Origin of the sequence: Rhodococcus sp. MH15 (genome assembly GCF_019266045.1) — a bacterium.
Taxonomy (GTDB): Bacteria; Actinomycetota; Actinomycetes; order Mycobacteriales; family Mycobacteriaceae; genus Rhodococcus_F; species Rhodococcus_F qingshengii.
Genome location: NZ_LPNP01000080.1, coordinates 639,848 through 664,580, shown reverse-complemented (window position 1 = coordinate 664,580; position 24,733 = coordinate 639,848). Strand labels below are relative to the sequence as shown.

At 62.1% G+C, this 24,733-nt stretch carries 22 protein-coding genes; 11 read left to right on the top strand and 11 right to left on the bottom strand.

Annotated elements, in window-relative coordinates; all coding sequences use genetic code 11:
* Positions 1–10 precede the first annotated feature (10 nt).
* The 4 genes from ATN37_RS26030 to hsaA form a co-directional block, all read right to left on the bottom strand.
* Positions 11–472, bottom strand: a complete 462-nt coding sequence (locus tag ATN37_RS26030) for an SRPBCC domain-containing protein (protein ID WP_030536982.1) — start codon at positions 470–472, stop codon at positions 11–13.
* Positions 465–824: a helix-turn-helix transcriptional regulator gene (locus ATN37_RS26025; protein ID WP_003940373.1), complete on the bottom strand. Its 360-nt coding sequence runs from the start codon at positions 822–824 to the stop codon at positions 465–467. The genes ATN37_RS26030 and ATN37_RS26025 overlap by 8 nt, the downstream gene beginning before the upstream one ends.
* A gap of 65 nt (positions 825–889) precedes the next feature.
* Positions 890–2,182: a glutamine synthetase family protein gene (locus ATN37_RS26020; protein WP_063315770.1), complete on the bottom strand. Its 1,293-nt coding sequence runs from the start codon at positions 2,180–2,182 to the stop codon at positions 890–892.
* 38 nt (positions 2,183–2,220) lie between these two features.
* A complete protein-coding gene (gene hsaA / locus ATN37_RS26015; RefSeq protein ID WP_003940567.1) occupies positions 2,221–3,387 on the bottom strand; it encodes a 3-hydroxy-9,10-secoandrosta-1,3,5(10)-triene-9,17-dione monooxygenase oxygenase subunit in 1,167 nt (388 codons plus the stop codon).
* A 237-nt stretch (positions 3,388–3,624) separates the two neighbouring features.
* On the opposite strand from hsaA, the gene ATN37_RS26010 reads away from it, so the two are divergent.
* The 4 genes from ATN37_RS26010 to ATN37_RS25995 are packed head-to-tail and all read left to right on the top strand — an operon-like array spanning position 3,625 to position 6,391.
* The gene (locus ATN37_RS26010) at positions 3,625–4,788 is read left to right on the top strand and encodes a Rieske 2Fe-2S domain-containing protein (protein ID WP_003940257.1); all 1,164 of its coding nucleotides are present in this window, start codon (positions 3,625–3,627) and stop codon (positions 4,786–4,788) included.
* Positions 4,766–5,062, top strand: a complete 297-nt coding sequence (locus ATN37_RS26005; RefSeq protein ID WP_003940353.1) for a hypothetical protein — start codon at positions 4,766–4,768, stop codon at positions 5,060–5,062. The genes ATN37_RS26010 and ATN37_RS26005 overlap by 23 nt, the downstream gene beginning before the upstream one ends.
* Before the next feature lie 30 nt (positions 5,063–5,092).
* Positions 5,093–5,881: an SDR family oxidoreductase gene (locus tag ATN37_RS26000; protein WP_020909164.1), complete on the top strand. Its 789-nt coding sequence runs from the start codon at positions 5,093–5,095 to the stop codon at positions 5,879–5,881.
* Positions 5,882–5,932: 51 nt separating this feature from the next.
* Positions 5,933–6,391 (top strand): nuclear transport factor 2 family protein, encoded by a 459-nt coding sequence (locus tag ATN37_RS25995; protein ID WP_003940631.1) that lies wholly within the window; start codon positions 5,933–5,935, stop codon positions 6,389–6,391.
* A gap of 1 nt (position 6,392) precedes the next feature.
* On the opposite strand, the gene ATN37_RS25990 is transcribed toward ATN37_RS25995, so the two are convergent.
* Positions 6,393–7,187: an SDR family NAD(P)-dependent oxidoreductase gene (locus ATN37_RS25990; protein ID WP_218695773.1), complete on the bottom strand. Its 795-nt coding sequence runs from the start codon at positions 7,185–7,187 to the stop codon at positions 6,393–6,395.
* A gap of 214 nt (positions 7,188–7,401) precedes the next feature.
* Here ATN37_RS25990 and ATN37_RS25985 point away from each other — a divergent pair, with 214 nt between their 5' ends.
* Positions 7,402–7,980 (top strand): GNAT family N-acetyltransferase, encoded by a 579-nt coding sequence (locus ATN37_RS25985; RefSeq protein WP_218695772.1) that lies wholly within the window; start codon positions 7,402–7,404, stop codon positions 7,978–7,980.
* Here the strand turns inward: ATN37_RS25985 and ATN37_RS25980 are convergent.
* The 6 genes from ATN37_RS25980 to ATN37_RS25955 form a co-directional block, all read right to left on the bottom strand.
* Positions 7,971–8,477, bottom strand: a complete 507-nt coding sequence (locus ATN37_RS25980; protein ID WP_007732702.1) for a ClbS/DfsB family four-helix bundle protein — start codon at positions 8,475–8,477, stop codon at positions 7,971–7,973. The genes ATN37_RS25985 and ATN37_RS25980 overlap by 10 nt on opposite strands.
* Before the next feature lie 87 nt (positions 8,478–8,564).
* Positions 8,565–9,500, bottom strand: a complete 936-nt coding sequence (locus tag ATN37_RS25975) for an alpha/beta fold hydrolase (protein ID WP_007732711.1) — start codon at positions 9,498–9,500, stop codon at positions 8,565–8,567.
* Positions 9,501–9,532: 32 nt separating this feature from the next.
* On the bottom strand, positions 9,533–10,612 hold the full coding sequence (locus ATN37_RS25970; protein ID WP_007732718.1) for a dipeptidase: 1,080 nt from the start codon (positions 10,610–10,612) through the stop codon (positions 9,533–9,535).
* A 97-nt stretch (positions 10,613–10,709) separates the two neighbouring features.
* Positions 10,710–12,104: a serine hydrolase domain-containing protein gene (locus tag ATN37_RS25965; RefSeq protein ID WP_308125236.1), complete on the bottom strand. Its 1,395-nt coding sequence runs from the start codon at positions 12,102–12,104 to the stop codon at positions 10,710–10,712.
* Positions 12,105–12,321: 217 nt separating this feature from the next.
* Entirely contained in the window at positions 12,322–13,077 is a 756-nt protein-coding gene (hutC, locus tag ATN37_RS25960; RefSeq protein WP_207624376.1) for a histidine utilization repressor, read from the bottom strand.
* Positions 13,078–13,186: 109 nt separating this feature from the next.
* Complete coding sequence (locus tag ATN37_RS25955; protein WP_256933485.1) at positions 13,187–17,833, bottom strand: NAD-glutamate dehydrogenase domain-containing protein; 4,647 nt, start codon at positions 17,831–17,833, stop codon at positions 13,187–13,189.
* A 234-nt stretch (positions 17,834–18,067) separates the two neighbouring features.
* On the opposite strand from ATN37_RS25955, the gene ATN37_RS25950 reads away from it, so the two are divergent.
* The 6 genes from ATN37_RS25950 (at position 18,068) to ATN37_RS25925 (ending at position 24,722) form a co-directional block, all read left to right on the top strand.
* Complete coding sequence (locus ATN37_RS25950) at positions 18,068–19,237, top strand: acyl-CoA dehydrogenase family protein (RefSeq protein WP_218695769.1); 1,170 nt, start codon at positions 18,068–18,070, stop codon at positions 19,235–19,237.
* An 11-nt stretch (positions 19,238–19,248) separates the two neighbouring features.
* Positions 19,249–20,391, top strand: coding sequence for a CaiB/BaiF CoA-transferase family protein (locus ATN37_RS25945; protein WP_003940060.1), 1,143 nt, complete (start codon positions 19,249–19,251; stop codon positions 20,389–20,391).
* Positions 20,392–20,428: 37 nt separating this feature from the next.
* A complete protein-coding gene (locus ATN37_RS25940; RefSeq protein ID WP_003939923.1) occupies positions 20,429–21,091 on the top strand; it encodes an IclR family transcriptional regulator in 663 nt (220 codons plus the stop codon).
* A 91-nt stretch (positions 21,092–21,182) separates the two neighbouring features.
* The gene (locus ATN37_RS25935; protein ID WP_007732728.1) at positions 21,183–21,974 is read left to right on the top strand and encodes an IclR family transcriptional regulator; all 792 of its coding nucleotides are present in this window, start codon (positions 21,183–21,185) and stop codon (positions 21,972–21,974) included.
* A 109-nt stretch (positions 21,975–22,083) separates the two neighbouring features.
* Positions 22,084–23,652, top strand: coding sequence for a histidine ammonia-lyase (gene hutH, locus ATN37_RS25930; protein WP_007732730.1), 1,569 nt, complete (start codon positions 22,084–22,086; stop codon positions 23,650–23,652).
* Positions 23,649–24,722: a histidinol-phosphate transaminase gene (locus tag ATN37_RS25925; protein WP_054187469.1), complete on the top strand. Its 1,074-nt coding sequence runs from the start codon at positions 23,649–23,651 to the stop codon at positions 24,720–24,722. Before hutH ends, ATN37_RS25925 begins: the two co-directional genes overlap by 4 nt.
* Positions 24,723–24,733 lie beyond the last annotated feature (11 nt).

The following is a 24,733-nucleotide window of genomic DNA, read 5'->3' as shown; positions in this document are numbered from 1 at the left end:
CGATTCCCGACTAGTCGCCGGCGCGAACTTCGTCCAACACGTCGAAAGCGGATTCCCATCCGTCGTACACATTCCCGTCACCCTTGAATCCCGGAATTCCTACCAGGTGGAAGGTCATCTCGGTTTTGTCACCCCGTTCTGCGAGCGTGACCGTTATCCGAGGTGCGGCATCCACCGGATCACTCGGATTTCCCCAGGTGAAGACCAGCCTCTTCGGCTCGTCGACCTCGAGATAGGTTCCGCCGGTGGGGTACTCGGCTCCGTTCTCGTCGTTGATCATCAGGTAGCGGTACGTTCCGCCAACTCTGGGATCGATCGTGACATGCTCACGGGGACTGCTGACACCCTTCGGATGCCACCAGCGCGCCGCCTCGTCGGGGTCGGTCCACGCCTGCCAGACAAGGTCGCGCGGCGCGTCGAAGATCCGGGTGATGGTGAATTCTGCAGTGGCATCGGCATTCCGGTCACTCATTGTCCTTCTCCTTCTTCGGTCGACGTTGCTTCAGCTCACGTAGACGCTCGTCGAGGAGGTCGAAGCGTTCGTTCCAGCCTCGCCGGTGTTCGTCGACCCAGGCGCTGGCGTCGTCGAGACCCTCTGCGCGAAGGGTGCACGTGCGCCATTGCGCGGTGGCGGTTCGTTCGATGAGACCGGCTCGCTCGAGCACCTTCAGATGCTGAGAGATGGCAGGTCGACTCATTTCGAACGGCTCGGCCAACTCACCGACGGTCATCGAACCATCAGTGAGGCGAGAGAGCATTTCACGCCTCGTCGGGTCGGCCAATGCGCTGAACACTGCATCGAGTCGGCCACTTCGCTCGTCCATGTAAGCAACTCCTTAATTAAGGAATAGCTTAAACATAGGACTCGACATCTTGCGCGTCAACCCTTTCAGCTCCAGGTATATCGAAGCCGCTCGACGGTTGTCGCCTCGTCCATCTGGGAGAAAGTCTCGCGCTCAACTCCCTTCACTGACACCATCGCTTCGATGATCGGCTCCCCGAAGATTTCCTTCGCCACCGAGGAGGAGTTGAACTTCTGCACTATCTCGCGCAGATCGGTGGGGACTCGGGTCACCCCGCGCTCATCACGTTCCGCCTCCGTGAGAGTCGACGGGTTCACCACAATTTCCGGCGGCAATGGCGAGGCATTGCCGATACCGATATGCGAAAGGCCAAGTATCGCAGCGGTCGCCAGATACGGGTTGGCCGATGGATCGACGATTTTCACTTCGGCGTTGGCGCCGTGTGGATTCGACGGTGACTCGGCGCAGAACCTCAGTGCCGCTTCCCGGTTCTCGAGCCCCCAACAGACGTAGGCCCCCGACCAATTGTCCGGTCGCAGCCTGACCTCGGAGAGCGGTGAGGACGCAAAGATGGCCGTGAATTCCGTGAGGTGAGAGAGGATTCCACCCAAAGCTGACGATCCTTTGTCGGTCATCCCGTACTCCTGCCCGCCACCGGAGAAGACGGGTCGCCCACCTGAGTTCAATGAAAAGTGCTGGTGTGCACCGTTCCCTGCACCTCCGACCGTAGGTATCGGTGAAAACGAGGCCGCCAATCCATGGGCTCTGGCAGTGCGGCTGATCAAGATCCGGGCCAGTATCACCAGGTCGGCAGCCTGAACAGGAGTTGCCGGAGCGATGGAGATCTCGAATTGATCCGGTCCGTACTCTGCATGCACTTGCTCGATATGAAGTTGTGCGCGTTCGGCATTGCGCAGAAGGTCCTTGAGGAAGTCCTCGCGGCGCAGGACTGCACCTAACCCGTACGCCGACCACGCTCCGTCACACGCATCACCGAAAAGAGTGAACTCGATCTCGTGACCCACCCGAGCTTCCAGTCCGTCGGCGGCAAGCCGCGCCACGACGGCAGTGAGTGCGGACCGAGTACACACGGCAGCCGTCGCACCGTCTTGATCGTGCAACGTCGCCGGCGCCCACGACACGCCCCCTCCGAGATCACGGAGGTCGGAGCGGTCGATACGCAACCGGAGATCACCCACGACGGAAAAGGAATCGGTGAAGGCAATCCGATCGTCGCTACAGAAGACGTTCCAGCTCGGTGAGACTCCCGCACCGGCTTTCTCGAAGACACCGGTTCGGCCGGCCGGCATCACCTTCGCGCGCGCGACACCCGCCATGTCGACGATCGAGCCGATGGTCAGAGCCGGTACTTCCCTCATCCAAAGGCAAATACCCCACCCGGTGACGCGCCAACCCGTCAGATCAGGTTGTCCTCCACCGGCAGTCCGAACGCCGCCCGGCCGTAGAGCGCCAACGCGCGCTCGGGTTCGTTGGCAACGTGAACGCTGCCCGCATGAACGTCACGCCACGCACGCTCGATCGGGTTTCCGCGAGAGAGGGAGTTCCCGCCTGCCGTCTTGAAAAGCATGTCGATCGCTTCCACCGAGCGTTCCGTCGCACGAACCTGATCACGACGCGCACGCAGCCTCATCGAGAGTGGGAGCTCCTGACCGGCCACAGCAAGTTCGTACATCTCCCGGATATTGCGATCCATCTGCAAAATCGCAGCATCGATCTCCGACGACGCACGTGCGACGGCGACCTGAGCGAACTGATCCTCGCTGAACCGTCCACCACCCAAACTCAGACGGACGCGCTCACGCATCACGTCCAGGTACCCCTCGTAACAACCGGCGACGATGCCCACACACGGCGCGGCAACCGTCGAGGTGAAGATGCTCCCGAACGGAAGTTTGTACAGCGGGCCAGGATTGACCGCTTGGCCAGGCCCACGCAGTTGTGCGGTCTCGTAGTTGCGCTTCAATCGGTGCTCGGGAACGAAGGCCTTCTCGACCACGATCTCGTTGCTCGCGGTGCCCCGCATACCCACGACATCCCACACGTCACGGATTTCGTAATCGGTGCGCGGCACCAACACCGTCATGAAATCGACGGGACGACCATCCATGCCGACCACCATCGCTCCCAGCAACGCCCAACTCGCGTGGTCGCAACCGGAGGAGAAACCCCACTGGCCCGATAGCTCGTAGCCTCCGTCCACCGCCGTCAGTCGACCGACCGGCGCATAGGCGGACGAAATGAGCGTCGTCTGATCCTCTCCCCACACGTCGGCCTGCGCTCGGTCGTCGAAAAGTGCAAGATGCCACGGGTGCACCCCCACCACCGACGCGACCCAACCGGTCGAGCCGCAGGCAGCCGAGATGGCCCTGACCACTTCGTAGAACTGAACCGGGTCGCTCTCGGCACCTCCGTATCTTTTCGGCGCCAGCATGGAGAAGACGCCGGCTTCGGACAGCTCCCGGATGGTCCGTTCGGAGATCTTGCGCGAATCGTCGACCTTCTGAGCGCGGGCCGCGATCTTCGGGAGCAGATCACGGACTGAACTCAGAACCTTGTTGACCATGGGAGACACTCCTCGCACCGAACCGTGAGGGAGCGGATCGGCAGATAGACATAACGGCTGCCCCGTCACGATATGTCGGTCACGCGTTCCGGTGATCGGAAGTCCCGGAGGCCGGGATCAGCCGCCGGATCCTCGCGCTCGCCGCTGGTCCCGGCCAGTGAGACGAGACCCCAGAGGCAATTCACGCTCCCCTAGCGTCGGGCGTCGACACTGCCCCTGGAAAGGACGGGACTCATCGTGACGATCACTCAGTCCGACAACGACGAGGTTCGCGAGATCCAAGCTGGAACCGCGCCTACACGCTTTGCGCGTGGATGGCACTGCATTGGACTCACGGAGTCCTTCAAGGACGGCCAGCCGCACTCCATCGAGGCGTTCGGCACCAAACTGGTCGTCTTCGCCGACAGTGAAGGCAACGTCAAGATCCTCGACGCGTACTGCCGTCACATGGGTGGCGACTTGAGCCAGGGCACCATCAAGGGCGACGCCATTGCCTGTCCGTTCCACGATTGGCGCTGGGGCGGCAACGGCAAGTGCCAGAAGATTCCGTACGCACGCCGCGTCCCCCCGCTGGCCAAGACGCGCGCCTGGCAAACCCTCGACCAGGACGGCATGCTCTTCGTCTGGCACGACCCCGAGGGCAACCCGCCGACCGACGACGTGGCTATCCCCCGCATCGAAGGCGCGCTCAGCGACGAGTGGAGCGACTGGGTCTGGTACACCACGACCGTCGACACCAACTGCCGCGAAATCGTCGACAACATCGTCGACATGGCGCACTTCTTCTACGTGCACTACTCCTTCCCGACGTACTTCAAGAACGTCTTCGAAGGCCACGCCGCAACGCAGTACATGCGCGGCGTCGCTCGCTCGGACATGCGTCCCCACGCAGCAGGCACCCCGAAGATGGTCGGCAGCAACTCGGTTGCCACGTACTTCGGCCCCTCCTTCATGGTCGACGACCTGACCTACGAGTACGAGGACTACAACGTCGACTCTGTGCTCATCAACTGCCACTACCCGGTCAGCGCTGACAAGTTCGTGCTCCAGTACGGCATCATCGTCAAGAAGTCGGATCGCTTCCAGGGTGAAGCCGCCGACGCGATGGCCGCGAACTTCGGCACGTTCATCGCCAAGGGCTTCGAGCAGGACGTCGAGATCTGGAAGAACAAGACTCGCATCGAGAACCCGCTCCTGTGCGAAGAAGACGGCCCGGTCTACCAGCTCCGTCGCTGGTACGAACAGTTCTACGTCGATGTCGCGGACATCGCTCCCGAGATGACCGAGCGCTTCGAATTCGAACTCGACACCGCGCGACCCGTCGCAGCCTGGCAGAAGGAAGTCGAAGACAACCTCGCTGCAAAGAAGGCAGACGAAGATGCAGCCTCTTCAGTGCGCTGAGTGCAAGGCTCAGGTCCTGGTCCAGAAGAACAGTTGGGAACACACCACCGTTCAGTGGAGTGACCAGGCCCGCGCCCAGTGCCTCGAAATCGCCGACGACCGTGAATTCGGGCAGCGAGAGGGACGACCCGGTGCCCCTCGCAAGCAGTGCGGCGCCTTGATCGCGTCCATCGTGAACGCTGCAACAGCGGGCGAACTCGAGATCCTCAACGACGAGCCGGTGCCTCAGCCGATCGTCGACGACAGCGAACCCGTACCGACTCCGTTTCACTAGTCAAGCCAACATCTTTCGAAGAAGGTAGTAATGATCGATCCTCAGTACTACGGCCCGTGGGCAGTCATCGCCGGCGGTTCAGAAGGTGTCGGCGCAGGGTTCGCCGACGAGCTCAGCAAGATCGGCATCAACCTCGTTCTCATCGCCCGCAAGCCGGGCCCGCTCGAGGAGACCGCGGCCAAGGCACGCGCCAACGGCGTCGAAGTACGCACTCTCGCATTGGATCTGCTCGTTCCGGACGCGCTCGATCAGATCAAGGCTGTCACCGACGACGTCGAGGTTGGTCTCCTCATTTTCAACGCCGGCGCCAACAGCTACGGCCACGAGTTCGTCACCGGAGATCTGACGGGATTTGCCGGAGTCATCGAGCTGAACATCAACAAGCAGCTCGAACTCTCGCACCACTTCGGCGGATTGATGAAGGATCGCGGACGCGGCGGCATCATGCTGCTCGGTTCGCTGGCCGGATTCATGGGCTCCGAGCACCAGAGCATCTACGCGGCGTCCAAGGCATTCGGGCGCATCTTCGCCGAAAGCCTGTGGCTCGAACTCCAGCCGTACGGCGTTCACGTCGTCGAGTTCATTCTCGGTGTCACTCGCACACCCGCTATGATTCGCGCGGGACTGAACTTCGACATCCCGGGCATGAACGTCGCAGAGCCCGAAGATGTTGCACGTGAAGGTCTCGAACACCTTGCCGACGGCCCGATCTGGGTGGCTGCAGGAAACTACGAAGGCGCCAAGAAGCGCAGTGGCTTCCCCCGAGACAAGATGGTCAAGGGTGCTGCCGAAGCGATGCGCAAGCTGCTCAACCGCTGACATCTGCTGTGCGCCTTTATTAACCCCCCGACGTTAAGAAAGGCGCACAGCATGAGCATCGACATCACCACTCTTCTCGACGAACGCGAGATCACCCGCTCCATCTTCGAGTTCGCCCGAGCCATGGATGCGCGAGAGTGGGATGAACTCCACCGGATCATGACGCCGGACGCTACGGCAGAATTGGGCACCGGAACTCTGCGCGGACCCGCCGAGGTAGTGGCGTCCATCCGCTCGTTCCTCGACGAGTGCGGTCCCACCCAACATCTGATCGGTAACGTGCTGGTCGAGGTGGTCGGCGATCTCGCCACCAGCCGCTCCTATGTCAGCGACATGCATGTGGGCACCGGGAGCAAGGCTCACCTGAACTTCTTCACCCTCGGCGACTACCACGACTCATGGGCGCGGATCGACGGAAAGTGGCGAATGACGCACCGCACCAAGCATTCACACGCCAGTCAGGGATCCATCGAGGTTCTGGGCGCCGGCCCCAGCGGTTGGCGGAGCTGATTCAGCTCAACATCGACGAACGGCCGGTCGCGAGCGGACTCTTGCTGGTGAGTCCGCCGTCGACCACCAGGGTCTGCCCCGTCATGTAGCGAGATTCGTCCGAAGCCAGGTAGACCATGGCATGCGCGATGTCTTCGGGTTCGCCGAGGTAAGGCAGGGCGTTTGCCTGCTTCATACCGTCGATGACATCAGCGGGGATGTTGTCCACGAGAGCGGGTGTCATGATCGCGCCCGGCGCTACGGCATTGCACCGAACACCGTTTGCTCCGTACTGGACTGCGATGTACTGCGTCAGACGAATGACTGCCGCTTTGGCGGATCCGTAGGCAGACTGCAGGGAATCCCCGATCAATCCACCTACCGAGGCCGTGTTGACGATCGATCCTCCACCGGCACTGTTCATGTGCGGAATGGCAAGTCGTGAAGCGACGACAGTGCTGCGGACGTTGAGCGACATCACGCGATCCCACTCGTCCAAGTCCATCCGGAGCAGGTCGAGATCCTTGCGCGGGTTACTACCGCCCACGTGATTACACAGGACGTTGATGCCGCCGAATTCGGCGACCGCCTTTTCGATCATCGCTGCCAGAGAGTCCTCGTTCATGACATCGACGCCGAAACCCACTGCATTGCCACCCGTCTCGCGAATCGCCACCGCCGCTTCCTCTGCACGCGCAGGATCGAGGTCGGCGACCAACACCTTGGCGCCCTCTGCCGCCATGAGTTGTGCTGCTGCACGCCCGATTCCACTGGCGGCGCCTGTGATCACTACATTCTTGCCTTCGAGCCTGTTCATATCTGTTCCTTTCGCGGAGAATCGCCGTACCCGGATCTCACGTGCCCGGAGTTGACAGCTCGGCGATTGCCCGATCACTACCAGTCAACGCAGGATCGACAGCCTCGTCCAACTTTCTTGAATGAACTCACAAGTACGTGACCACGGCCCGCGCACCTGCTACACCGCCGAAATCGAGTGGCGACGGAAGACCTCACTGTGCTGAAGTGGCACTATGCAGAATTCTGTTCGACCGCTGTCCATCGACGATCTCGACCGTGCCGCCGAGGTTCTCGGCGAGGCGTTTGCCGACTACCCCTGGACGAACTGGTGCGTCGCCGAAGACTCCCACGTGGAGCGCGTCGCGACTCTGCAACGGATCTACCTCGAACACCTGGCACTACCGTTCGGGCGTTCCTACATCGACGATTCCGGCAACGGCGTCATCGCAGTCCTGCCGCCGGACACTCCAGAGCCTGATGAAGCGACCGTCGAGAAGATCGTCGAACTGCACGGAGATCGGTTCGAGCGCGTTCTTCAGGCTGACGAACAACTGTCTGCGCTTCCCGTCCCCGACAACGCGTGGTCGTTGGCAACGATCGGTACGACGCCGCGCTCACGCGGAACCGGATTGGGTTCTGCGCTACTGAAACATGCTTTGGCGGAACTGGATCGAACCGAACAGAATTGCTGGCTCGATACGTCGACCGAACGAAATCTACCGCTGTACCAACGGTTCGGTTTCACGATCGTCGGCCAGACCTCGCTCCCCGACGGACCGGACGTATGGCGGATGCATCGACTTCAGAGCTGATTGTTCGACTTCAGCACTCGCCGAATCATTTTCGACAACGACGCGTATTGGGTGATCGTGTTGACGGCGATCCACCTCGAGACCGGCCACGTCCGGGTCCACGAGAAAACCCCGACCGACAGCAGTTGATCATCGTCAAGGGTCTCGATGTAGTTGCGCAACATCGCAACAGCAGCTCCCAAGCGGTCACGAAGCTCCTGAGCCGGAATGTCGATGCTCGCGTCGACAACCGACTGGTTCAGTGCGGGTGTTTGCGTCCACTTGTAACCCGCCGCCGGCGTCTGCGGAGCCTCGTCTCGCAGCCCGGCACCTATCCACTCTGCGACGGCCTCTGCCCACCAGACACGCACAGCGAGTACGTCGTGCACCGTCCACGCGTCGACGGCAACGGCGTCGAACGCATCGGCCTCGGCGACGCCGTCGAGTAACGCTTCGAGTTTCGAATACGCCGAGTCCAGCTCGCTCACCAGTTCTTCGCGTGACCAGGTCTGCGCCACAATGCCTCCGAACGATCAGTGGAGAAGAAAGAAGCGGGACCATCTCGACTCGATGGCCCCGCCTCCAACTTTAACGTCCTCCCGGATTCAGTTCAGCTCACCCAAGAACCTTCCGAGGTTCTCGGCGATTTCCTTCGACCTGGTGTGGTGCAGGTAGTGGTCTCCGTCCAGCAAGATCACCTCTCCGTGATCGACGGAGGCTGCCTGCCCCTCGTGCAGCTCTGTCCAGCCCTGAACTTCTGAATTGTTCACGGCGAACAACAGAATCGGAAGATCGGCTGGGAACGTCTTGCCGATTGCTTCAGCAAAGTTACTCGAAAGGTGATCCATCTCGTTGAGATAGGTATCGCTGAAGTTGTTCTTCGCAGTCAACTGTCGCATCTCGTCCTTTGCGGCGGGATCGAGGTACTCGTCCGAGGCTTCACCACCGACGACCTTGGACAGCAATTCCGCCAAGCCCAATTGCCTTCCAACTCGGAGTGCGTCGATCGGGAATTTGGTATCCATGTTCGGCTGCCCTGGAACACTGCTGTCGATACCCACGAATGCGGTGACCTCGTCACGGTACTTCGCGGTGTAGTCCAGCGCATAGAGACCAGTGATCGAGTGCCCCATGAGGATGTATTCGTCAATTCCCAGCGACTGTACTGCCGTATGAATCTCCTCGACGATGTTCGCAGTCGTGCGGTCCTTGTCCGTTCCATCACTGTAGCCGTAACCGAAGGGCTCGATCGTGACGACGCGGTAGTCAGGTGCGAGCTCGTTGACAAGCGGTGTGAAGTCGAGAATCGGTGCGGACGTTCCGAACCCGGGTAACAGCACTATGGTCTGATCGCCGTTGCCGCGGATCGAGTAGCTCATGTTCTTTCCGTCGACGGACACGAACTGGTTGCCCGTCTCCCCGGCCGGAACGCTCGCTTTGCTGGAGCCGACATTGAATACGAGCGCTATCGATACCAGCACAACCAGAACTACGGACACCGAAGCAACCAGCTTCAGTGCAACGGTACGAATCTTCTTCATTCTCATCCTCATCTTCTCGGGCGTCGATACGGCTAGGAAAGGCTCGACATCGAGGCCGCACTGGTCTCGTCGAGCACACGCAACACGTTGTTGCCCATCAGCTTTGCCAAGTCCTCCGCGGACCAACCGCGTTCCGCCAGACGGTCTATCAACACCGCGAAACCGGATACGTCCTGCATACCGTCCGGAAAGTCGTCGAACCCATCGTAGTCACTGCCCAAACCGATGTGGTCGATGCCCGCGACGTCTCGGGCATGCTCGACGTGGTCGGCGAGATGGTCCACTGTCATCGCCGGTCGTGGGCCGACTCGCCCGCCTTTGAACCACTCGTTGTACTCGGCAGAAAGGAACATGGGTACAAAGGCGATCATGATGACCCCGCCGTTGTCCGCGAGCAGTCGCATGACGTCGTCGGGAACATTACGGGGGTGACCGCATAGCTGAGAGCACGACGAATGGCTGAAAATCACCGGCGCCGACGACGTCTCGATGGCATCTCTCATCGTTTCCACCGAGACGTGCGACAGGTCGACGAGTACGCCGAGCCGATTCATTTCGCGCACGATCTCGCGACCGAAGTCGGTCAGCCCGCCGTGTACTCGAGTGTCCGTCGCGGAGTCCGCCCACCCGGTGTTGTCGTTGTGCGTCAGCGTCATGTACCGAAGACCAAGGCGCGCCATCATTCTCAGGACACCGAGCGAGCTGCCGATGCTGTGACCGCCCTCCGCGCCCAACAAGGACGCGACCTTGCCCTCGCTCCAGATGCGACGCACGTCGTCACCTGTACGCGCGAATTCGAAAGTATCCGGATATCGCTCGATCATCCGGTACACGTAGTCGATCTGTTCGAGTGTGTACTGAACCGCCTCTGGCTCCGTCCTGTCACACGGGGTGTAAACCGACCAGAACTGCGCACCGACGCCGCCGCGACCGAGTTTGTCGATGTCGGTTTGGAAGATGGAATCCTTCTCGAGATTCTCCACCGAGTATGCGGCAGTTTCGCGAGCCGTCCAGGCCAGATCGTTGTGACCGTCGATGACCGGCGCAAGGCCGTAAGCATCCAGTGCCGCGGGGTGATTCACGTCCGGAAAAGGAGCGAGAGGTTTCATCATGAGTTTTCCTCGAAAAGTAGTGCGGGCAGGTCGAGGGCCCTCATCGCCTTCGACCTGCCCGAGATTTCATTCAGCGGAGAGAATCATCTCGCCGCGACTAGTCGGAAATCTTCTTGAAAAGCCTTGTCATGTAGAGATATTGCTCGCCATCGATCGTGAGATGAGCCATCTCACCCGAAGCGCTCTCGTTACTGATCGAGAACCGGGAGGCGGACAGAGGCACGACCTTGGTGGGCGGAGCCGGCGGCTCGCCGTCGATCTCGACCTTGGCGAAGTTCTGCACCAGGAATCCGCCGTCCTCGCCGCGCGTGAGTTCGATTCGCACGGTTGTCGATTCATAGGTTCCGAGAATGTGCGACAGGTCGATGTCTTCCGCATTCGGCTCGGACTTCGGCTCCGGCAGAACGAGATCGAGCTCCTGGGCGATCTCCTTCTCGATGTCGTGGGCCAGGGCGCCGCCGCCACGCGAGTTGGTCACCACGGCCATGGCGAGACCGAGCTCGGGGAAGGTGTGAAAACGAGTGATCTGGCCGATCGTCGCACCACCGTGCTGCGCGGACGTCACGCCGCCCCAGTCGGACAGGATCCAGCCGAGACCCCAGGCCTGATCGACGCTCGAGACCGCGGTCAGGTCGAATTGCGGAGTGCGCATCAGGCGCGCGGATTCTTCGGACAGAATGCGTTCACCCGTCAATGCGAGTCCGTCACGCATGTGTGCAGCACCGAAGGTCAGGAGCGAGCTGACCGATCCGGTGATGATCCCGGCCGGACCGATACCGCGCGGAAGCAGCCACTGCTTGGTCGGAATCACCTTGTCCGGCGACGTCCGATCCGGGTTGGCCACGTGGCCGACGGCCGTGCGGAACAGCGGCGCGTCCTTGGCCTTGGTGATGATGTGCGTCAATCCGAGTGGCTTCCAGAGATATTCGACCAACGCCTCGTCCCACGTCATCTCACGAAGGACCTCGACGATGCGGCCGGCAACGGCAAAACCCGCGTTGCTGTAACTCAGATGCCCGCCGGGCTCGGTGACGCTGATCGCGGTCGCGAGTTCGTCGACGTACTTCTCGACGCAGTCGTCACCGTCACCGGTGTCGTTGAACAGGTCTCCGTCGATACCGCTTGTGTGCGTGAGCAACTGGCGGATCGTGATTTCCTTCGTGTTGGAAGGATCCGCGATCGTGAACTCCGGAAGCACCTCCACCACCAGGGTGTCCAGCGTCAGCTTGCCCTCGTCGACGAGCTGCATGATCAGCGTCGTCGTCCAGATCTTGCTCGCGGATCCGTACTGGAACAGGGTGTCTGCGTCGACGTCGACGCGCGTGTTCAGGCTCGTCACTCCGGTGGTGATGACACGGATGTCCGATGCGCCGTCTTCGCCCAGCGCGATCACACCGACCTGCGCGCCCGGTACCGAATGCTTGGCTGCCAGTTCGTCGAGGCGTTCCTGCCACTTCGGGGCGACAAGTAGGTCCTTGGGCAAGTCGGTCACAGGTCGAACTCCTTCGATCATGGAAGCGAGCGGCGTAGACGGCGTTGCTGGGATCCGCTCAGGTCTCACTCGTCGGGAAGTGAGGTTGCGGAAGCAATAACCGTCCACCCATGATCTCAGTGTGCTCGCAGTCACGTCCTGGTCGATTGCACCGAAGTCGACCCCGAAAATGGTGCAATCCGACGAGCGAGTGTTCAGGATTCGCCATTCGAAACGATCAGCGCTCGAAGGTTCCTTCCAAGCGATTGCGTGAACCCGGATGGATCAAGCGCGCCGCGCTGACCAATCCGTTAGCCGACCAGGTGCGGCGGCGAATCAGCAGGCACGGTTCCCCGCGATCGATGCGTAACAGCTCGCATTCGTCCGGGCTACCCAACACCGCTTCCACGACATGCTCGCCGCGAACCAGAGGCGCAACGTCACTCAAGTAGTTGTTGGGGGTGATCGCGGTGAAGTCCTGGCGCAGATAGTCTGGCGCCTCGTTCGGATTCACGAATCGGTCTTCCACCTGAATCGGAGTTTCGTCCTCGAAGTGCACCATCAGCGAATGGAACACCCGTTTGCCCACCGATTCACGAAGGAACGTCTGCCCGTGGTCGGTTTCTTCCTCACGAACGAAGACGACCTCGGTTCGATGACGGTGGCCGCGGCGCTGAATCTCGTCGGCTATGTTCTTGACTTCGAACAGCGGGGACGCGGTCTTCGTGGCGGCGACAAAAGTACCGACTCCCATCATCCGCACGATCAGACCGTCGCTGGTGAGTTCGCGAAGCGCTCGATTGATCGTCATTCGTGACAACCCCAGCGCATTGACCAGTTGATTCTCCGAAGGCAGCTGATCGCCTTCGGTCCACCGACCCGAGTTGATCTGCGAGACCACGAGGTTCTTGACCCGTTCGTAGGCAGGGGCGGACTCGCCGCCTGCCTCGTTGAACAGCACGGCGAGTTCTGCGTCCACTTCGGCAATCGCCATCGCCACCACCCGTTCGTCGAAAACCACCGAGTCGGTTCTCCCGTTCGGCCTCCGAAGTCTATCCGCCTCGTGCACCTTTCCGATCCATCCGCGAGCGTCCGCGCCGGACCTAACCCACCATGCGCCGCAATTGGCTCGTCGCAACCGAAAGCGCAGCAAGATCGTGTTGCCCGGACGCTTCGATCTCTGCGAGCGCGAGAGTGGACCTCTCGATTCTCGACGCATTCCTTTCTTCCCACCTCGAGAGTTTTTCCGCTGTCGTGTCACCCGCTTCCGCGTCGGCCAAGACGTCGAGGGTCAGGGCCCGCACCGTCGAGTACAACTCGTCCCGCAACGACAACCTCGCCAACGCGTTCCATTTTCCGTCCTTGCTCAATGCCGACACTCGATTGAGCATCGGGACGAGCCCAACATGCTCACCGAGCCGGAAATAGAGTTCGCCGGTCTCCGAGATCGTCCGATCGGCAAGGTCCGCGATCTCCACCACGTCGAGCAGTCCGAACTGATCGAGCAATATCTCCACTCGCCTGACCAGGTTCTCCGGCGCGCCTTTGTCCGTGATGAGGACCGTTCGCGCAGCCAGGTTCCGCTGATCTGCGCCTACCAGCCAGCCATCGAGCTCTGCCGACGCCTCCGCGAGGCGATCACCGAATCTGCTGATCTCGGCCCCGACGGCCAGCGGTTGCGGACGACGTGTCAGCATCCACCGTGACGCCCGGTCGAGCAGTCGCCTGGTGAGCAGGATCAACTCGTCGGATACGGCGGTCGAGATCGAGGCTTCGCTGATGTCGTGCCACAACTTCCACAGTCCGAACACCTCGGAAACCACGGTGAAGGCACGTACCGCGTCTTCCGGATCAGCGCCGACCTCTTCACCGAGCCGATAGGCATAGGTGATGCCGCCCCGATCGATGACGTTGTTCGTCAGCACGGTCGCGACGATCTCGCGCCGCAGTGGGTGCCGGTCGAGGGCGTCGCCCCCTGCAACTCGAACGCCCTCCGGAAAGTAGTTCACCAGCGCCTTGCGGTAGATCTGGTTGTCGATCGAGCTTCCCGCCAACAGCGTGGATTTCAGATCGAGCTTGACGTGGGCCATCAGTGTGGCGAGTTCCGGCGACGTCAGCCCCGTTCCCGACTTCTCGGCCGCGGCGAACTGCTTCTTGGTCGGAAACCCTTCGATGACACGGTCGACGATCCCGCGCGATTCGAGGTTGGAAATCACTCTGCCGTGCACACCGATCATCGCCCCCGCATCCGCCCGCGTGGTACCCATCAGTTCGTTCTGCGAACGGTTGTCTGCGAGAACGAGTTCTGCGACCTGGTCGGTCAGCGATTCGAGTAGTGCGTCACGACGTGAGTCCGTGACGACGCCTGAGCTGATCAGGGAGTCGAGAAGGATTTTGATGTTCACCTCGTGGTCGGAACAATCGACTCCGGCCGAATTGTCGAGGGCGTCTGTGTTGATCCGTCCACCGCCGCGTGCGTATTCGATCCGTCCGGCCTGGGTGAGGCCGAGATTGCCTCCTTCACCGATCACTCGGGCACGCACTTCGTTGCCGTTCACCCGAACGGCGTCGTTGCTCTTGTCGCCGACTTCGAGGTCGGACTCACCGGAGGCCTTGACGTACGTTCCGATGCCGCCGTTCCACAACAGATCTGCCGGGGACCGCAAAATCGCCCGAACCAGTTGCGGTGGAGTCAGTTCGGTGACGTCGTCCTCGAGGCCCAGCGCCTCTCGTATCTCGTCACTGATCGGAACGCGCTTCGCCGAGCGTTCCCACACTCCGCCGCCGGCACTGATCAAGGTCGGGTCGTAGTCGGCCCACGAGGATCGGGGGAGCGCAAAGAGACGTGATCGCTCGTCGTACGAGCGCTCAGGCGACGGGTTCGGATCGACGAACACGTGCCGATGATCGAACGCCGCGATCAGGCGAATGTGCTTGCTGCACAACATACCGTTGCCGAAGACGTCGCCACTCATGTCTCCGATCCCCACCGCGGTGAAGTCATCGTGCTGGGTATCGACGCCGAGCTCACGGAAGTGCCGCTTGACAGTTTCCCAGGCGCCCTTCGCCGTGATACCCATGGCTTTGTGGTCGTAGCCGACCGACCCGCCGGACGCGAAGGCGTCGCCGAGCCAGAATCCGTACTCCGCGGCAACCTCGTTCGCGATGTCGGAGAACTTCGCAGTTCCCTTGTCCGCGGCGACAACAAGATACGTGTCGTCTCCGTCGTGGCGAACGACCCGCCGCGCCGCGACAACGGCCCCGCTCTGCTTGTCGACGTTGTCGGTCAGATCGAGTAGTCCGCGAATGAAGGATCGGTAGCAATCGATCCCGGCCGCCAACGCAGCTTCTCGGTCTGCGTCTGCGCCCAGCCCTGGAACCGGTGGGCGTTTGACGACAAATCCGCCCTTCGCTCCGACAGGCACGATGACTGCGTTCTTGACTGCCTGCGCCTTCACCAATCCCAGTACCTCGGTGCGAAAGTCCTCTTTCCGATCCGACCAGCGCAAGCCGCCGCGAGCCACCGTACCGAAACGAAGGTGCACACCTGCTACATCGGGTGAGTACACGAATATCTCGAACTTCGGTCGAGGGAAAGGCAATACGGACAGCTTCTCCGAATCGAACTTCAACGAGAGCGCGCCGAGCGATTGAGTGGGATACACGAAATAGTTGGTACGCAACGTGTTACGGACCAGTTCGGACAACGCGCGCAGGATCCGATCGGCGTCGAGTCCTTGCACCTGCGCCACGGCCGTTTCCACGTCCGCTGCTGCACGTGCACCTCGATCTCCGTCGACGACGTCAGGATCGAAACGGCTCTCGAACAATTCGCACAATCTGCCGGCGATCTCGGGATGATCGGCAAGTACCTCGGCGACGCGACCGGTGCTGTAAGGAAATCCCGCTTGCTGCAAGAACTCCGCGTACGCCCGCAGCACCACTACCTGTTTCCAGCCGAGTCCCGCGATCGCGACCAATTCGTTGAACGAGTCCGGCTCGGCGTCACCGTTTCGAACCGCGGCAAACGTCGCCGCGAATCGCGCGGCAAAGTTGTCGAAGCCTTCGACCGGAGCACTCGGATAGTCGAGCGTGAACTCGTAGATCCTGGACTGTTCGGTTCCCGCCGGTGCGATCTCGTACGGACGCTCGTCGACCACTTCGACGCCCAGGCTCTGCAATACGGGCAGCACCTCGCCCAGCGAGAGCGGATCACCCGAGACGTACAGCCCGAGACGGTGAGTACCCGGTCCGTCGACAGATCGGGCCAACCGTGGACTTACTTCTCCGGGCGCGAGGCCCTCGAACACCGCCATGTCCTCGGCGGCTCGGACAGCGTCGAAATCCTGCTTGTATGCCACCGGAACTCGCTCGGCGAACCGAGCACGCCTGCGCCGCTCGTCGTAGTGCGAAGCATCCAGAACGAATCGTTCGTCCCACGTCAGGCACGCGTCGACGACGAGGTCCCGAATCTCCCGTGCTTGTCGCGCCGACGCGAAGTTCGCGCCGCCGCCGACTGTGGCCGTGAAATGTACGACGGCCAAAGGGGATTCCGAGACTCGACTGGAGAACTCGATATTGTGAGCACCGAGTGCGTCGGCGAGTACCGACTCGGCCGTTGTTCTGATCGTCGTACTGAATTTCTCGCGCGGAACGAAGAGCAGAGCCGACAACTCTTGATCTCGCCCTGTCACCGGGGAACTTCCCACCGGTTGCAAGAACAGATGGATCGATGTGCGGCCGTCCACGGAAGTGAGTTCGTCCAGCGCGTCCGCGATTCGGGCCGGCTCGGCCGCCAGGAGCACTGTGACCGGAATCGACTGAATCACTGCCAGCATCGATTGTCCGACAAACGAATCGACGGTGGACCCTGAGGCCTCGAAGATGTCTGCGACGCGTCCTCGCACGAGCGGGGTTCGCCTGACGTCGGCGACGATACCGGTCGCGGTGAAGAACCCGACGAATCGGTACGCACGGTCGCCGACGGACACGTCGATCTCGGTGGCGTATTCGGATCCACCGAACCCTTGCCGGAGGTACACCACTGCAATCGCGAGGGGCGCCGCTTTCGAATCCGAAGAGCCGGTTGGATCGGGGAGCACGCCGATGGCGTACGGCTCGTCACTGTCGACAGTTCGCGCACCACCGATGACACTGAAGTTTCCGGCGCTGCACCACCGGAGAAAGTCAGCTTCTTCGGCGTAGCCGTTCGAGTCCAGTTGCTCGCGCGCCTCGTCGGCGAGGTCCCGCAGGGGCACGGAATCGCGGAAGGCACGCGCGATACGGTCGAGGATTCCGGCGACGTCGTCCGCGATCACCTGCGCCTGCGCGTCCGAACAGTGTGCGGGTAGTCCGATGTGGATCCATGATTCGGTGCGCTCCCCGGCCCGGGCGTCTTCGGTGCTGTGCGCCGGTTGTACGGCTGTGCGAAGCACGGGGTGCACCACGAATTCAGGTTCCACGCGGGCACGGGCAAGTGTCGCCAAGACCGCTTCGACGAGCTGCGGCATGTCGTCGCCGACGTATTGAATCGCGGGGCCATCCCCTAACTCCCCGGCCGGCGCGAGTCGCGAGATCGACGAGTTGTGCCCTCGTCGACGCGAAAGGTCCATGTGCGCGGCGACAATCGCCAGCTTGCGGTCTTCGGCGAGCGCAGCGTATCGGTCCGCCGACAAGCCCTCGAAATACGTACTGGACACCCTCCTCACATTCTCGGAGTCCGGTGTCGTGTCGACTGAAACGAGGCTCATGTCAGCACCTTCCGCCGAAAGCCACGCTGCTTCCGACTTGTAGTGGGTTCGATCCGCAATCAACTTGTCTATACAGGCTTAGACAAGTTGATCATTGCAGAACGTGAGCCGCGACACAACAAATTCACCCCTGGACAAATTCGCCACCCTCGGCCATAGTCAGTCCATGCCAACTAGTGGCAATTAGATTTCATTAGATGAAATTCGTAACTATTCCGCCTCGAAGGAGCCCCCGTGACTACCCAGACCGCGCCCGACACCGACAGCGTCGATCTCGCAGAGTTCCGCAGCACTGTCCGAGCCTTCGCCAACGCCGAGATCCACCCAGGAGCAGCCGCACGCGACGAGTCCAAGGAGTTCCCGGCGCAGCTGATCAAGCGCCTCGGGCAGCAGGACCTCATGGGCATTTCCGTGCCCGAGGAATTCGGTGGGCTGGGTCTGTCGACACGAACCCAACTGGTCGCCATCGAAGAAGTTGCACGTACCGACGCCGCGCTGGCATCGATCTACACCGCGCACTACCTGGGCCTCGAGCCGATTCTCGTCGGCGGCTCCGAAGAGCAGAAGCATCGCTGGTTGCCTCAACTCGCGTCGGGCGAACTACTGGCCGGCTTTGCACTCACAGAACCCGATGCCGGCTCCGACATCGCCTCGATGCGTACCGTCGCCCGACGCGAGGACGACGGCTGGCATCTCTCCGGATCGAAGACGTACATCTCCAACGCCAAGGAAGCCGACCTGGTCGTGCTCTTCGCCAAAACGGACCCGAGCGCAGGATTCCGAGGCATCACCGCCTTCGTCGTCCCCAAGGGAACTCCGGGAATCAGCTACTCGGAGCCGCAGGACAAGATGGGAATTCGTTCGGCCCCGACGTACACCGTCTACCTCGACGACGTCGTTCTGCCGCTCGACTCCGTGATCGGCACCGAAGGTCGCGGCGGCAACATTGCCTTGACCGCCCTGAACCGAGCACGCATCGACGTAGCGGCAATGGCAAACGGCATCGCTCTGCGCGCTTGGGAACTGGGACGCGAGTACGCAACGGAGCGAAAGCAGTTCGGCACGCCGATCTTCGACTTCCAGGCAATCCAGCTACTCCTCGGTGGCTGCGACGCGCAACTTGTCGCATCACGCGTCACCGCAGACTGGGCCGCCGACGTCAAGGACGCCGGTCAGGACATCCGCCGCGCCGCATCGATTTCGAAGTACGTCGCCACCGAAGCCTGCTTCTCGATCGTCGATCAAACCGTACAGATCCACGGTGGCGCAGGTTTCATGCGCGAATCGGAAATCGAACGCCTGTACCGCGATTGCCGCATTCTCCGCATCTTCGAGGGCACCTCGCAGATCCAGTTGCTCACCATTGCCGGCAATGCTCCGTCGCCGCGTTCCACCGAGTTCTGAAAGGCGCGGACATGACTGCACTTCCCCCACTCGACGGCATCCGGGTCATCGACCTCTCGCGCGTCCTTGCCGGACCCTACTGCACCGCACTGCTTTCCGACGCCGGTGCGGACGTCGTCAAGATCGAATCCGAACACGGTGAAGACTCTCGGCACCTCGGCCCGTTCCGCGACGGCGAGAGCATCTACTTCAACGTGCTCAATCGTGGCAAGCGTTCGGTGGCACTCAACCTCAAGAACGACGAGGACCGTGAGGCGCTGCTGACGCTCATCGAGACCGCCGACGTCGTCGTCGAAAACTTTCGCCCCGGCGTCACCAAGCGCCTGGGAATCGACTACGAGGCTGCGCGGGCTCGCAATCCGCGCATCGTGTACGCGTCCATCTCCGGTTTCGGACAGGACGGGCCCATGTCCGGAGCCGCCGCCTACGACCTTGTAGTCCAGGCTCTTTCGGGAATCATGAGCATCACCGGTTCGGAGGAATCCGGGCCGACACGGTTGGGTGAGTCGTTCGGAGACCTGGTCGCCGGGCTGTTCGCCGCCTGGGGAATCAGTACCGCCCTGCTGAGTGCACGGGCGAGCGGACTCGGGCAGCACCTTGACGTCGCGATGTTCGACAGCATGCTCGCCATGCTGCCGACAGCACACAGCCAACTGCAATCCACCGGGCTCACTCCCCCACGCGTCGGCAACCGTCATCCGGTGTCAACACCGTTCGACACCTACAAGGCCGACGACGGACTCTTCGTCCTCGCAGTTGCGAGCCAGTCGGGTTTCGAGAAGCTGGCGCAGACGATGAATCGCGTCGACCTGATCGCAGATCCCCGATTTGCCGACGACACCGCCCGGACCGAGAACGAACCGGCACTGCGCAAGGAGATCGAAAACTGGGCTGCCGGAAAGACCGTCGCCGACGTGGTCGGTATTCTCGGCGACGCGGGCCTCGCCGGCTCGGAAATCTGGGACGTCCAGCAGGCACTCACCTCCGCGCAGGCCGAGTATCGCGGAGTCGTCGAATCGTTCGAGCACCCGGTAGCAGGAAAAATCTCCTACGTACGACAACCCGTCGTGTTCGGTGATAGCCGACGCCCCGATGTCCGCCGCAGTCCCCTGCTGGACGAGCACCACGGTGAGGTACTGCCGGGCTCGCGATAGATTCAGCGCAGACATCCCTCGGCACTTGGAGTAGGACATGGCCCCCGGCGACGTGACCCGCAGCGCGAATCGCACGTTCGAACTTCTCGGTGCGATCGTCGAGCACGGCGGGTTGACGCTCGGCGACGCCGCCAAGGCAACCGATCTGGCAACCAGTACCGCGCTTCGCCTGATCAGAAGCCTCGAACAAACCGAGTTCGTCGTCCGCGGCGAGGACAACGTCTATCGCGTCGGCCCGCGGCTACTACAGATCGGGGCTCGCGCTCTCGGTGACAATCAACTGTTGCCGAGAGCGCGGCCCGCGATGAAGGCCATCGCCGAAACCACGAGAGAGTCGACCTACCTGTCGACGAAGGGACCGAAAGACACTGCGCTGTATCTCGATCAGATCGAGGGCACGCACGCGATCCGCCACATGGGGTGGGTGGGCCAGAGCGTTCCCCTGGACGGCACCGCCGTCGGCGCAGCGTTGAGCGGCAAGGTAGGCGAGAGCGGGTACGCCATTGCGCACGACACCATCGAGGATCACTCGACCGGAGTTGCCGCGCCGATCTACAACGCGGTCGGTCAGATAGCCGGAGCGCTCAGCGTCGTCGGCCCGACATTCCGTCTGACGGACGAGGTCTGCGCCAGCCACGGTCGTGTCTTGGTGGAGCACTGCGCCCGGTTGTCCGCGGAACTCGGCAGCCAGACACCCTGACCACCCCGAGCACTTGGCGATTCAGTCTCGTATCCGAGACAATGTGGTTCCCCGCTCCCACCTCAGCCCTACCCGTAAGGACACACCCCACATGACGACGAGCCGCGTGAAATCTGCTGAGCGCGTGCTCGACGTGCTCGATCTCCTGGCCCGCCGGGGTGTGCCGCTGGCGACGGCAGAAATCTCCAGCGCCCTCGAGCTGCCGAAGAGTACGACGCATCACCTCCTCAATGTCATGCGGGATCGACGGTTCGTCTCGTACTGGGCTGATCAACGCGCCTGGACCCTGGGTGTCTCGGCGTTCGAAGTCGGTGCGTCGTACATGCGGTCCGGCCCACTTCACCGTGAGGGCCAACGATTCATGCTGGCACTCACTCAGTCGACCGACGAGACCTCCCATCTGGCGGTACTTCAGGGTTCTGACGTCATCTACCTCGACAAACGTGAACCTCTGAAGCCCGGCGTTCGGTTGGTGACCGAGATCGGGACCCGCCTTCCGGCGCATCTCACCGCAGTCGGGCGGGCGATTCTGAGCCGTCTGGATGCGGAACAGATCAGCGCGCTCTACGAGGGGTACACCTGGCCGACGCGGACCGGAACGGGTCCGTCGACGCTCGCCGAACTGCGAGAACTGCTCGCCGCAGCACGTGAGAGCGGATATGCGGTCGAAGAGAATGCGACGACATCCGGGATCAACTGCATCGCCAGCCCCGTGATCACACGGGACGGTCGTCCGGTCGCAGCTCTCGGCGTCACCTTCCTCTCCGGCTCCAAATCGGCCGAGGAGAGTGCCCTGATCGCCGACCGAGTGCGCGCCGTCAGCGCCGAGTTCTCCGCCGATCTCGGAGATCGAATGGTGGAGACCCCGACCGCAGACATGTAGCCAATTTCTCCGTTCCGTACTTTGCGGGCCTTGTTTTCGTCTCATATTCAAGACTAGAGTCTCGTATACAAGACTTTGTTAGATAGCCACGCATCATCATTGGAGTCCCATGAACGCCACCCCTGCCACCCAGACAGCCACCCGAACCATCGAGGTCGGAATCGGCGCTGTCACCATCGCCGACGTCGTCGACGTCGCGCGCAACGGATACGGCGTTGCATTGACCGCGGAATCACTGGCCGCGATCGCCGAAAGTCGTGCACGCATCGAAGCGCTGGCCGCAGACCCCACACCGGTCTACGGAGTTTCCACCGGATTCGGCGCACTTGCCACCCGGCACATTCCGGCGCATCTGCGGACACAGTTGCAGCGCAGCCTGATCCGCTCACATGCGGCAGGTTCGGGACCGGAAGTCGAACGCGAAGTGATCCGGGCCTTGATGCTTCTGCGTCTGTCGACGCTCGCCACCGGGCGAACCGGAGTGCGCCCTGTAGTCGCACAGGCGTACGCCGACCTACTCACCGCAGGCATCACCCCGGTGGTGCACGAATACGGCAGCCTCGGATGCTCGGGAGATCTGGCACCACTGGCGCATGTGGCGATGGCAATCATCGGTGAAGGTTCCGTCCGCACCGCCGACGGTGAACTCACCGATGCGGCAACGGCATTGGCTGCCCATGGTCTCGAACCGGTGGTTCTGGCCGAGAAGGAAGGCCTCGCACTGATCAACGGTACCGACGGGATGCTCGGTCAACTGGCCCTTGCGATCACCGATCTCGATCATCTGCTCAAGTTGGCCGACATCGCTGCCGCTATGAGCGTCGAGGGCTTGCTCGGCACCGATCAAGTGTTCGCCGCCGATCTTCAGGCGCTTCGCCCCCACCCCGGACAGGGCGCGGCCGCCTCGAACATGGTGCGCTTGCTTGCCGACTCCCCGATCGTCGCCAGCCATGCGGGCCCTGACTGCACCAGGGTTCAAGACGCGTACTCACTGCGGTGCGCACCGCAGGTCGCCGGCGGCGCACGCGACACCGTCGATCACGCCCGACTGGTTGCCGGGCGCGAATTGGCCAGTGCTGTCGACAATCCCGTTGTCACCCTCGACGGACGGGTTCGATCCAACGGTAACTTCCACGGAGCTCCCGTCGCTTACGTCTTGGACTTCCTCGCCATCGTGACCGCGGATGTCGCGGGTATCAGCGAACGCCGCACCGATCGCTTCCTCGACGTAGCACGCAATCACGGTCTGACCCCCTTCCTCGCCGACGACCCCGGTGTCGACAGCGGACTGATGATCGCGCAGTACACACAAGCTGCCATCGTGTCCGAACTCAAGCGACTCGCGAGCCCGGCCAGTGTCGATTCGATTCCCTCCTCGGCCATGCAGGAAGATCACGTCTCCATGGGATGGTCGGGTGCACGCAAGCTCCGCCGGTCCATCGACGGTCTCACCCGAGTTCTCGCGATCGAGATACTGACTGCAGCACGAGGAATCGATTTGCGCTCCCCACTCGAGCCCTCCCCCGCCACCGGAGCCGTCCTTCGGACCCTGCGCGAGAAGGTGCAGGGGCCGGGTACCGATCGCTTCCTGTCCCCCGAGATCGAGGCCGCGGTGGACTTGGCGGCATCGGGTGCACTTGTTGCGGCCGCGGAGAACGCGATCGGCGCCCTGGCATGAGCGCGCCCGGTGCGCTGAGGCCTCGCCCCCGACCCGAAATCGAAGCACTCCCTCGATACTCCAAAGCCGCCGGCCTCGAGCAGGTTCGGTGGCGGGCGTCGAGCAACGAGTCGACGGTTGCACCCTCGGCGGCCATTCTCGAGGCCGTCAATCTCGCGGCCTCACACTCGCACTTGTATCCGTCGCTGTTCGGCGACACGCTGATCGCTCGGTTGAGCGGCCGCCTGGGCGTCGGCGACGACCAGGTATTGGTCGGCGCCGGTTCGTTGGCACTGCTCCAGCAGGTATTGACTGCGTACACGGGTCCGGGCACCGAGGTCGTCTACCCGTGGCGCAGCTACGAGGCGTACCCGATACTGATCGGAATCGCCGGGGCGAGCGGTGTCCCCGTCGCACTCGATTCCGAACATCGGCACGATCTGAGTGCAATGGCGGCGGCGGTGACCCCGCAAACCCGCGCGGTACTCGTCTGCAACCCCAACAATCCGACCGGTAGCGAGTTCTCGACCGCCGAGTTCGTCGCGTTCGCCCGTGCAATCCCGAGCGACGTCCTCATCCTCCTGGACGAGGCCTACCGGGAGTTCGCGACCAGCGACGTCGACGGCGTCGACCTGCTTCGAGCCTTTCCCAACATCGTCGTCTTCCGAACCTTCTCCAAGGCTTACGGATTGGCCGGACTTCGTGCCGGCTATGCCGTCACCAACTCGGCGATCGCAGCGGATCTTCGCAGCGCTGCACCGCCCTTCGGGCTCAGCGCCGTTGCCGAGGCCGCGGCCTGCGCGGCCCTGACCGATCCGGCACACACCGATTCGATAGTCGAAACGGTGACCGAGGGTCGTTCTCACCTACGTGAGCAATTGGCTCTGCGCGGCGTCGAGACGGTCCCGAGCGGTGCCAACTTCGTGTGGATCCCTCTCGGCAAGAGAGCTTCTGCACTCGAAGCGGCCTGCGTCGCGCAGGGTGTCTCGGTCCGGATGTTCCCCGGCGAGGGAGTGCGGGTGACCGTAGGTGAGCGGGCAGCAGAAGACGCCGTGATCTCCGCTGTGGATGCACTCGCATACAACCTTTGACCGACTGGAGA

What these genes read in the sequence shown, in the direction of transcription:
- ATN37_RS26030 (WP_030536982.1), bottom strand. Translation starts at nt 472, where the DNA reads ATGAGTGACCGGAATGCCGATGCCACTGCAGAATTCACCATCACCCGG.
- ATN37_RS26025 (WP_003940373.1), bottom strand. Translation starts at nt 824, where the DNA reads ATGGACGAGCGAAGTGGCCGACTCGATGCAGTGTTCAGCGCATTGGCC.
- ATN37_RS26020 (WP_063315770.1), bottom strand. Translation starts at nt 2,182, where the DNA reads ATGAGGGAAGTACCGGCTCTGACCATCGGCTCGATCGTCGACATGGCG.
- hsaA (WP_003940567.1), bottom strand. Translation starts at nt 3,387, where the DNA reads ATGGTCAACAAGGTTCTGAGTTCAGTCCGTGATCTGCTCCCGAAGATC.
- ATN37_RS26005 (WP_003940353.1), top strand. Translation starts at nt 4,766, where the DNA reads ATGCAGCCTCTTCAGTGCGCTGAGTGCAAGGCTCAGGTCCTGGTCCAG.
- ATN37_RS26000 (WP_020909164.1), top strand. Translation starts at nt 5,093, where the DNA reads ATGATCGATCCTCAGTACTACGGCCCGTGGGCAGTCATCGCCGGCGGT.
- ATN37_RS25995 (WP_003940631.1), top strand. Translation starts at nt 5,933, where the DNA reads ATGAGCATCGACATCACCACTCTTCTCGACGAACGCGAGATCACCCGC.
- ATN37_RS25990 (WP_218695773.1), bottom strand. Translation starts at nt 7,187, where the DNA reads ATGAACAGGCTCGAAGGCAAGAATGTAGTGATCACAGGCGCCGCCAGT.
- ATN37_RS25985 (WP_218695772.1), top strand. Translation starts at nt 7,402, where the DNA reads ATGCAGAATTCTGTTCGACCGCTGTCCATCGACGATCTCGACCGTGCC.
- ATN37_RS25975 (WP_007732711.1), bottom strand. Translation starts at nt 9,500, where the DNA reads ATGAAGAAGATTCGTACCGTTGCACTGAAGCTGGTTGCTTCGGTGTCC.
- ATN37_RS25970 (WP_007732718.1), bottom strand. Translation starts at nt 10,612, where the DNA reads ATGATGAAACCTCTCGCTCCTTTTCCGGACGTGAATCACCCCGCGGCA.
- hutC (WP_207624376.1), bottom strand. Translation starts at nt 13,077, where the DNA reads ATGGCGATTGCCGAAGTGGACGCAGAACTCGCCGTGCTGTTCAACGAG.
- ATN37_RS25955 (WP_256933485.1), bottom strand. Translation starts at nt 17,833, where the DNA reads ATGAGCCTCGTTTCAGTCGACACGACACCGGACTCCGAGAATGTGAGG.
- ATN37_RS25945 (WP_003940060.1), top strand. Translation starts at nt 19,249, where the DNA reads ATGACTGCACTTCCCCCACTCGACGGCATCCGGGTCATCGACCTCTCG.
- ATN37_RS25940 (WP_003939923.1), top strand. Translation starts at nt 20,429, where the DNA reads ATGGCCCCCGGCGACGTGACCCGCAGCGCGAATCGCACGTTCGAACTT.
- ATN37_RS25935 (WP_007732728.1), top strand. Translation starts at nt 21,183, where the DNA reads ATGACGACGAGCCGCGTGAAATCTGCTGAGCGCGTGCTCGACGTGCTC.
- hutH (WP_007732730.1), top strand. Translation starts at nt 22,084, where the DNA reads ATGAACGCCACCCCTGCCACCCAGACAGCCACCCGAACCATCGAGGTC.
- ATN37_RS25925 (WP_054187469.1), top strand. Translation starts at nt 23,649, where the DNA reads ATGAGCGCGCCCGGTGCGCTGAGGCCTCGCCCCCGACCCGAAATCGAA.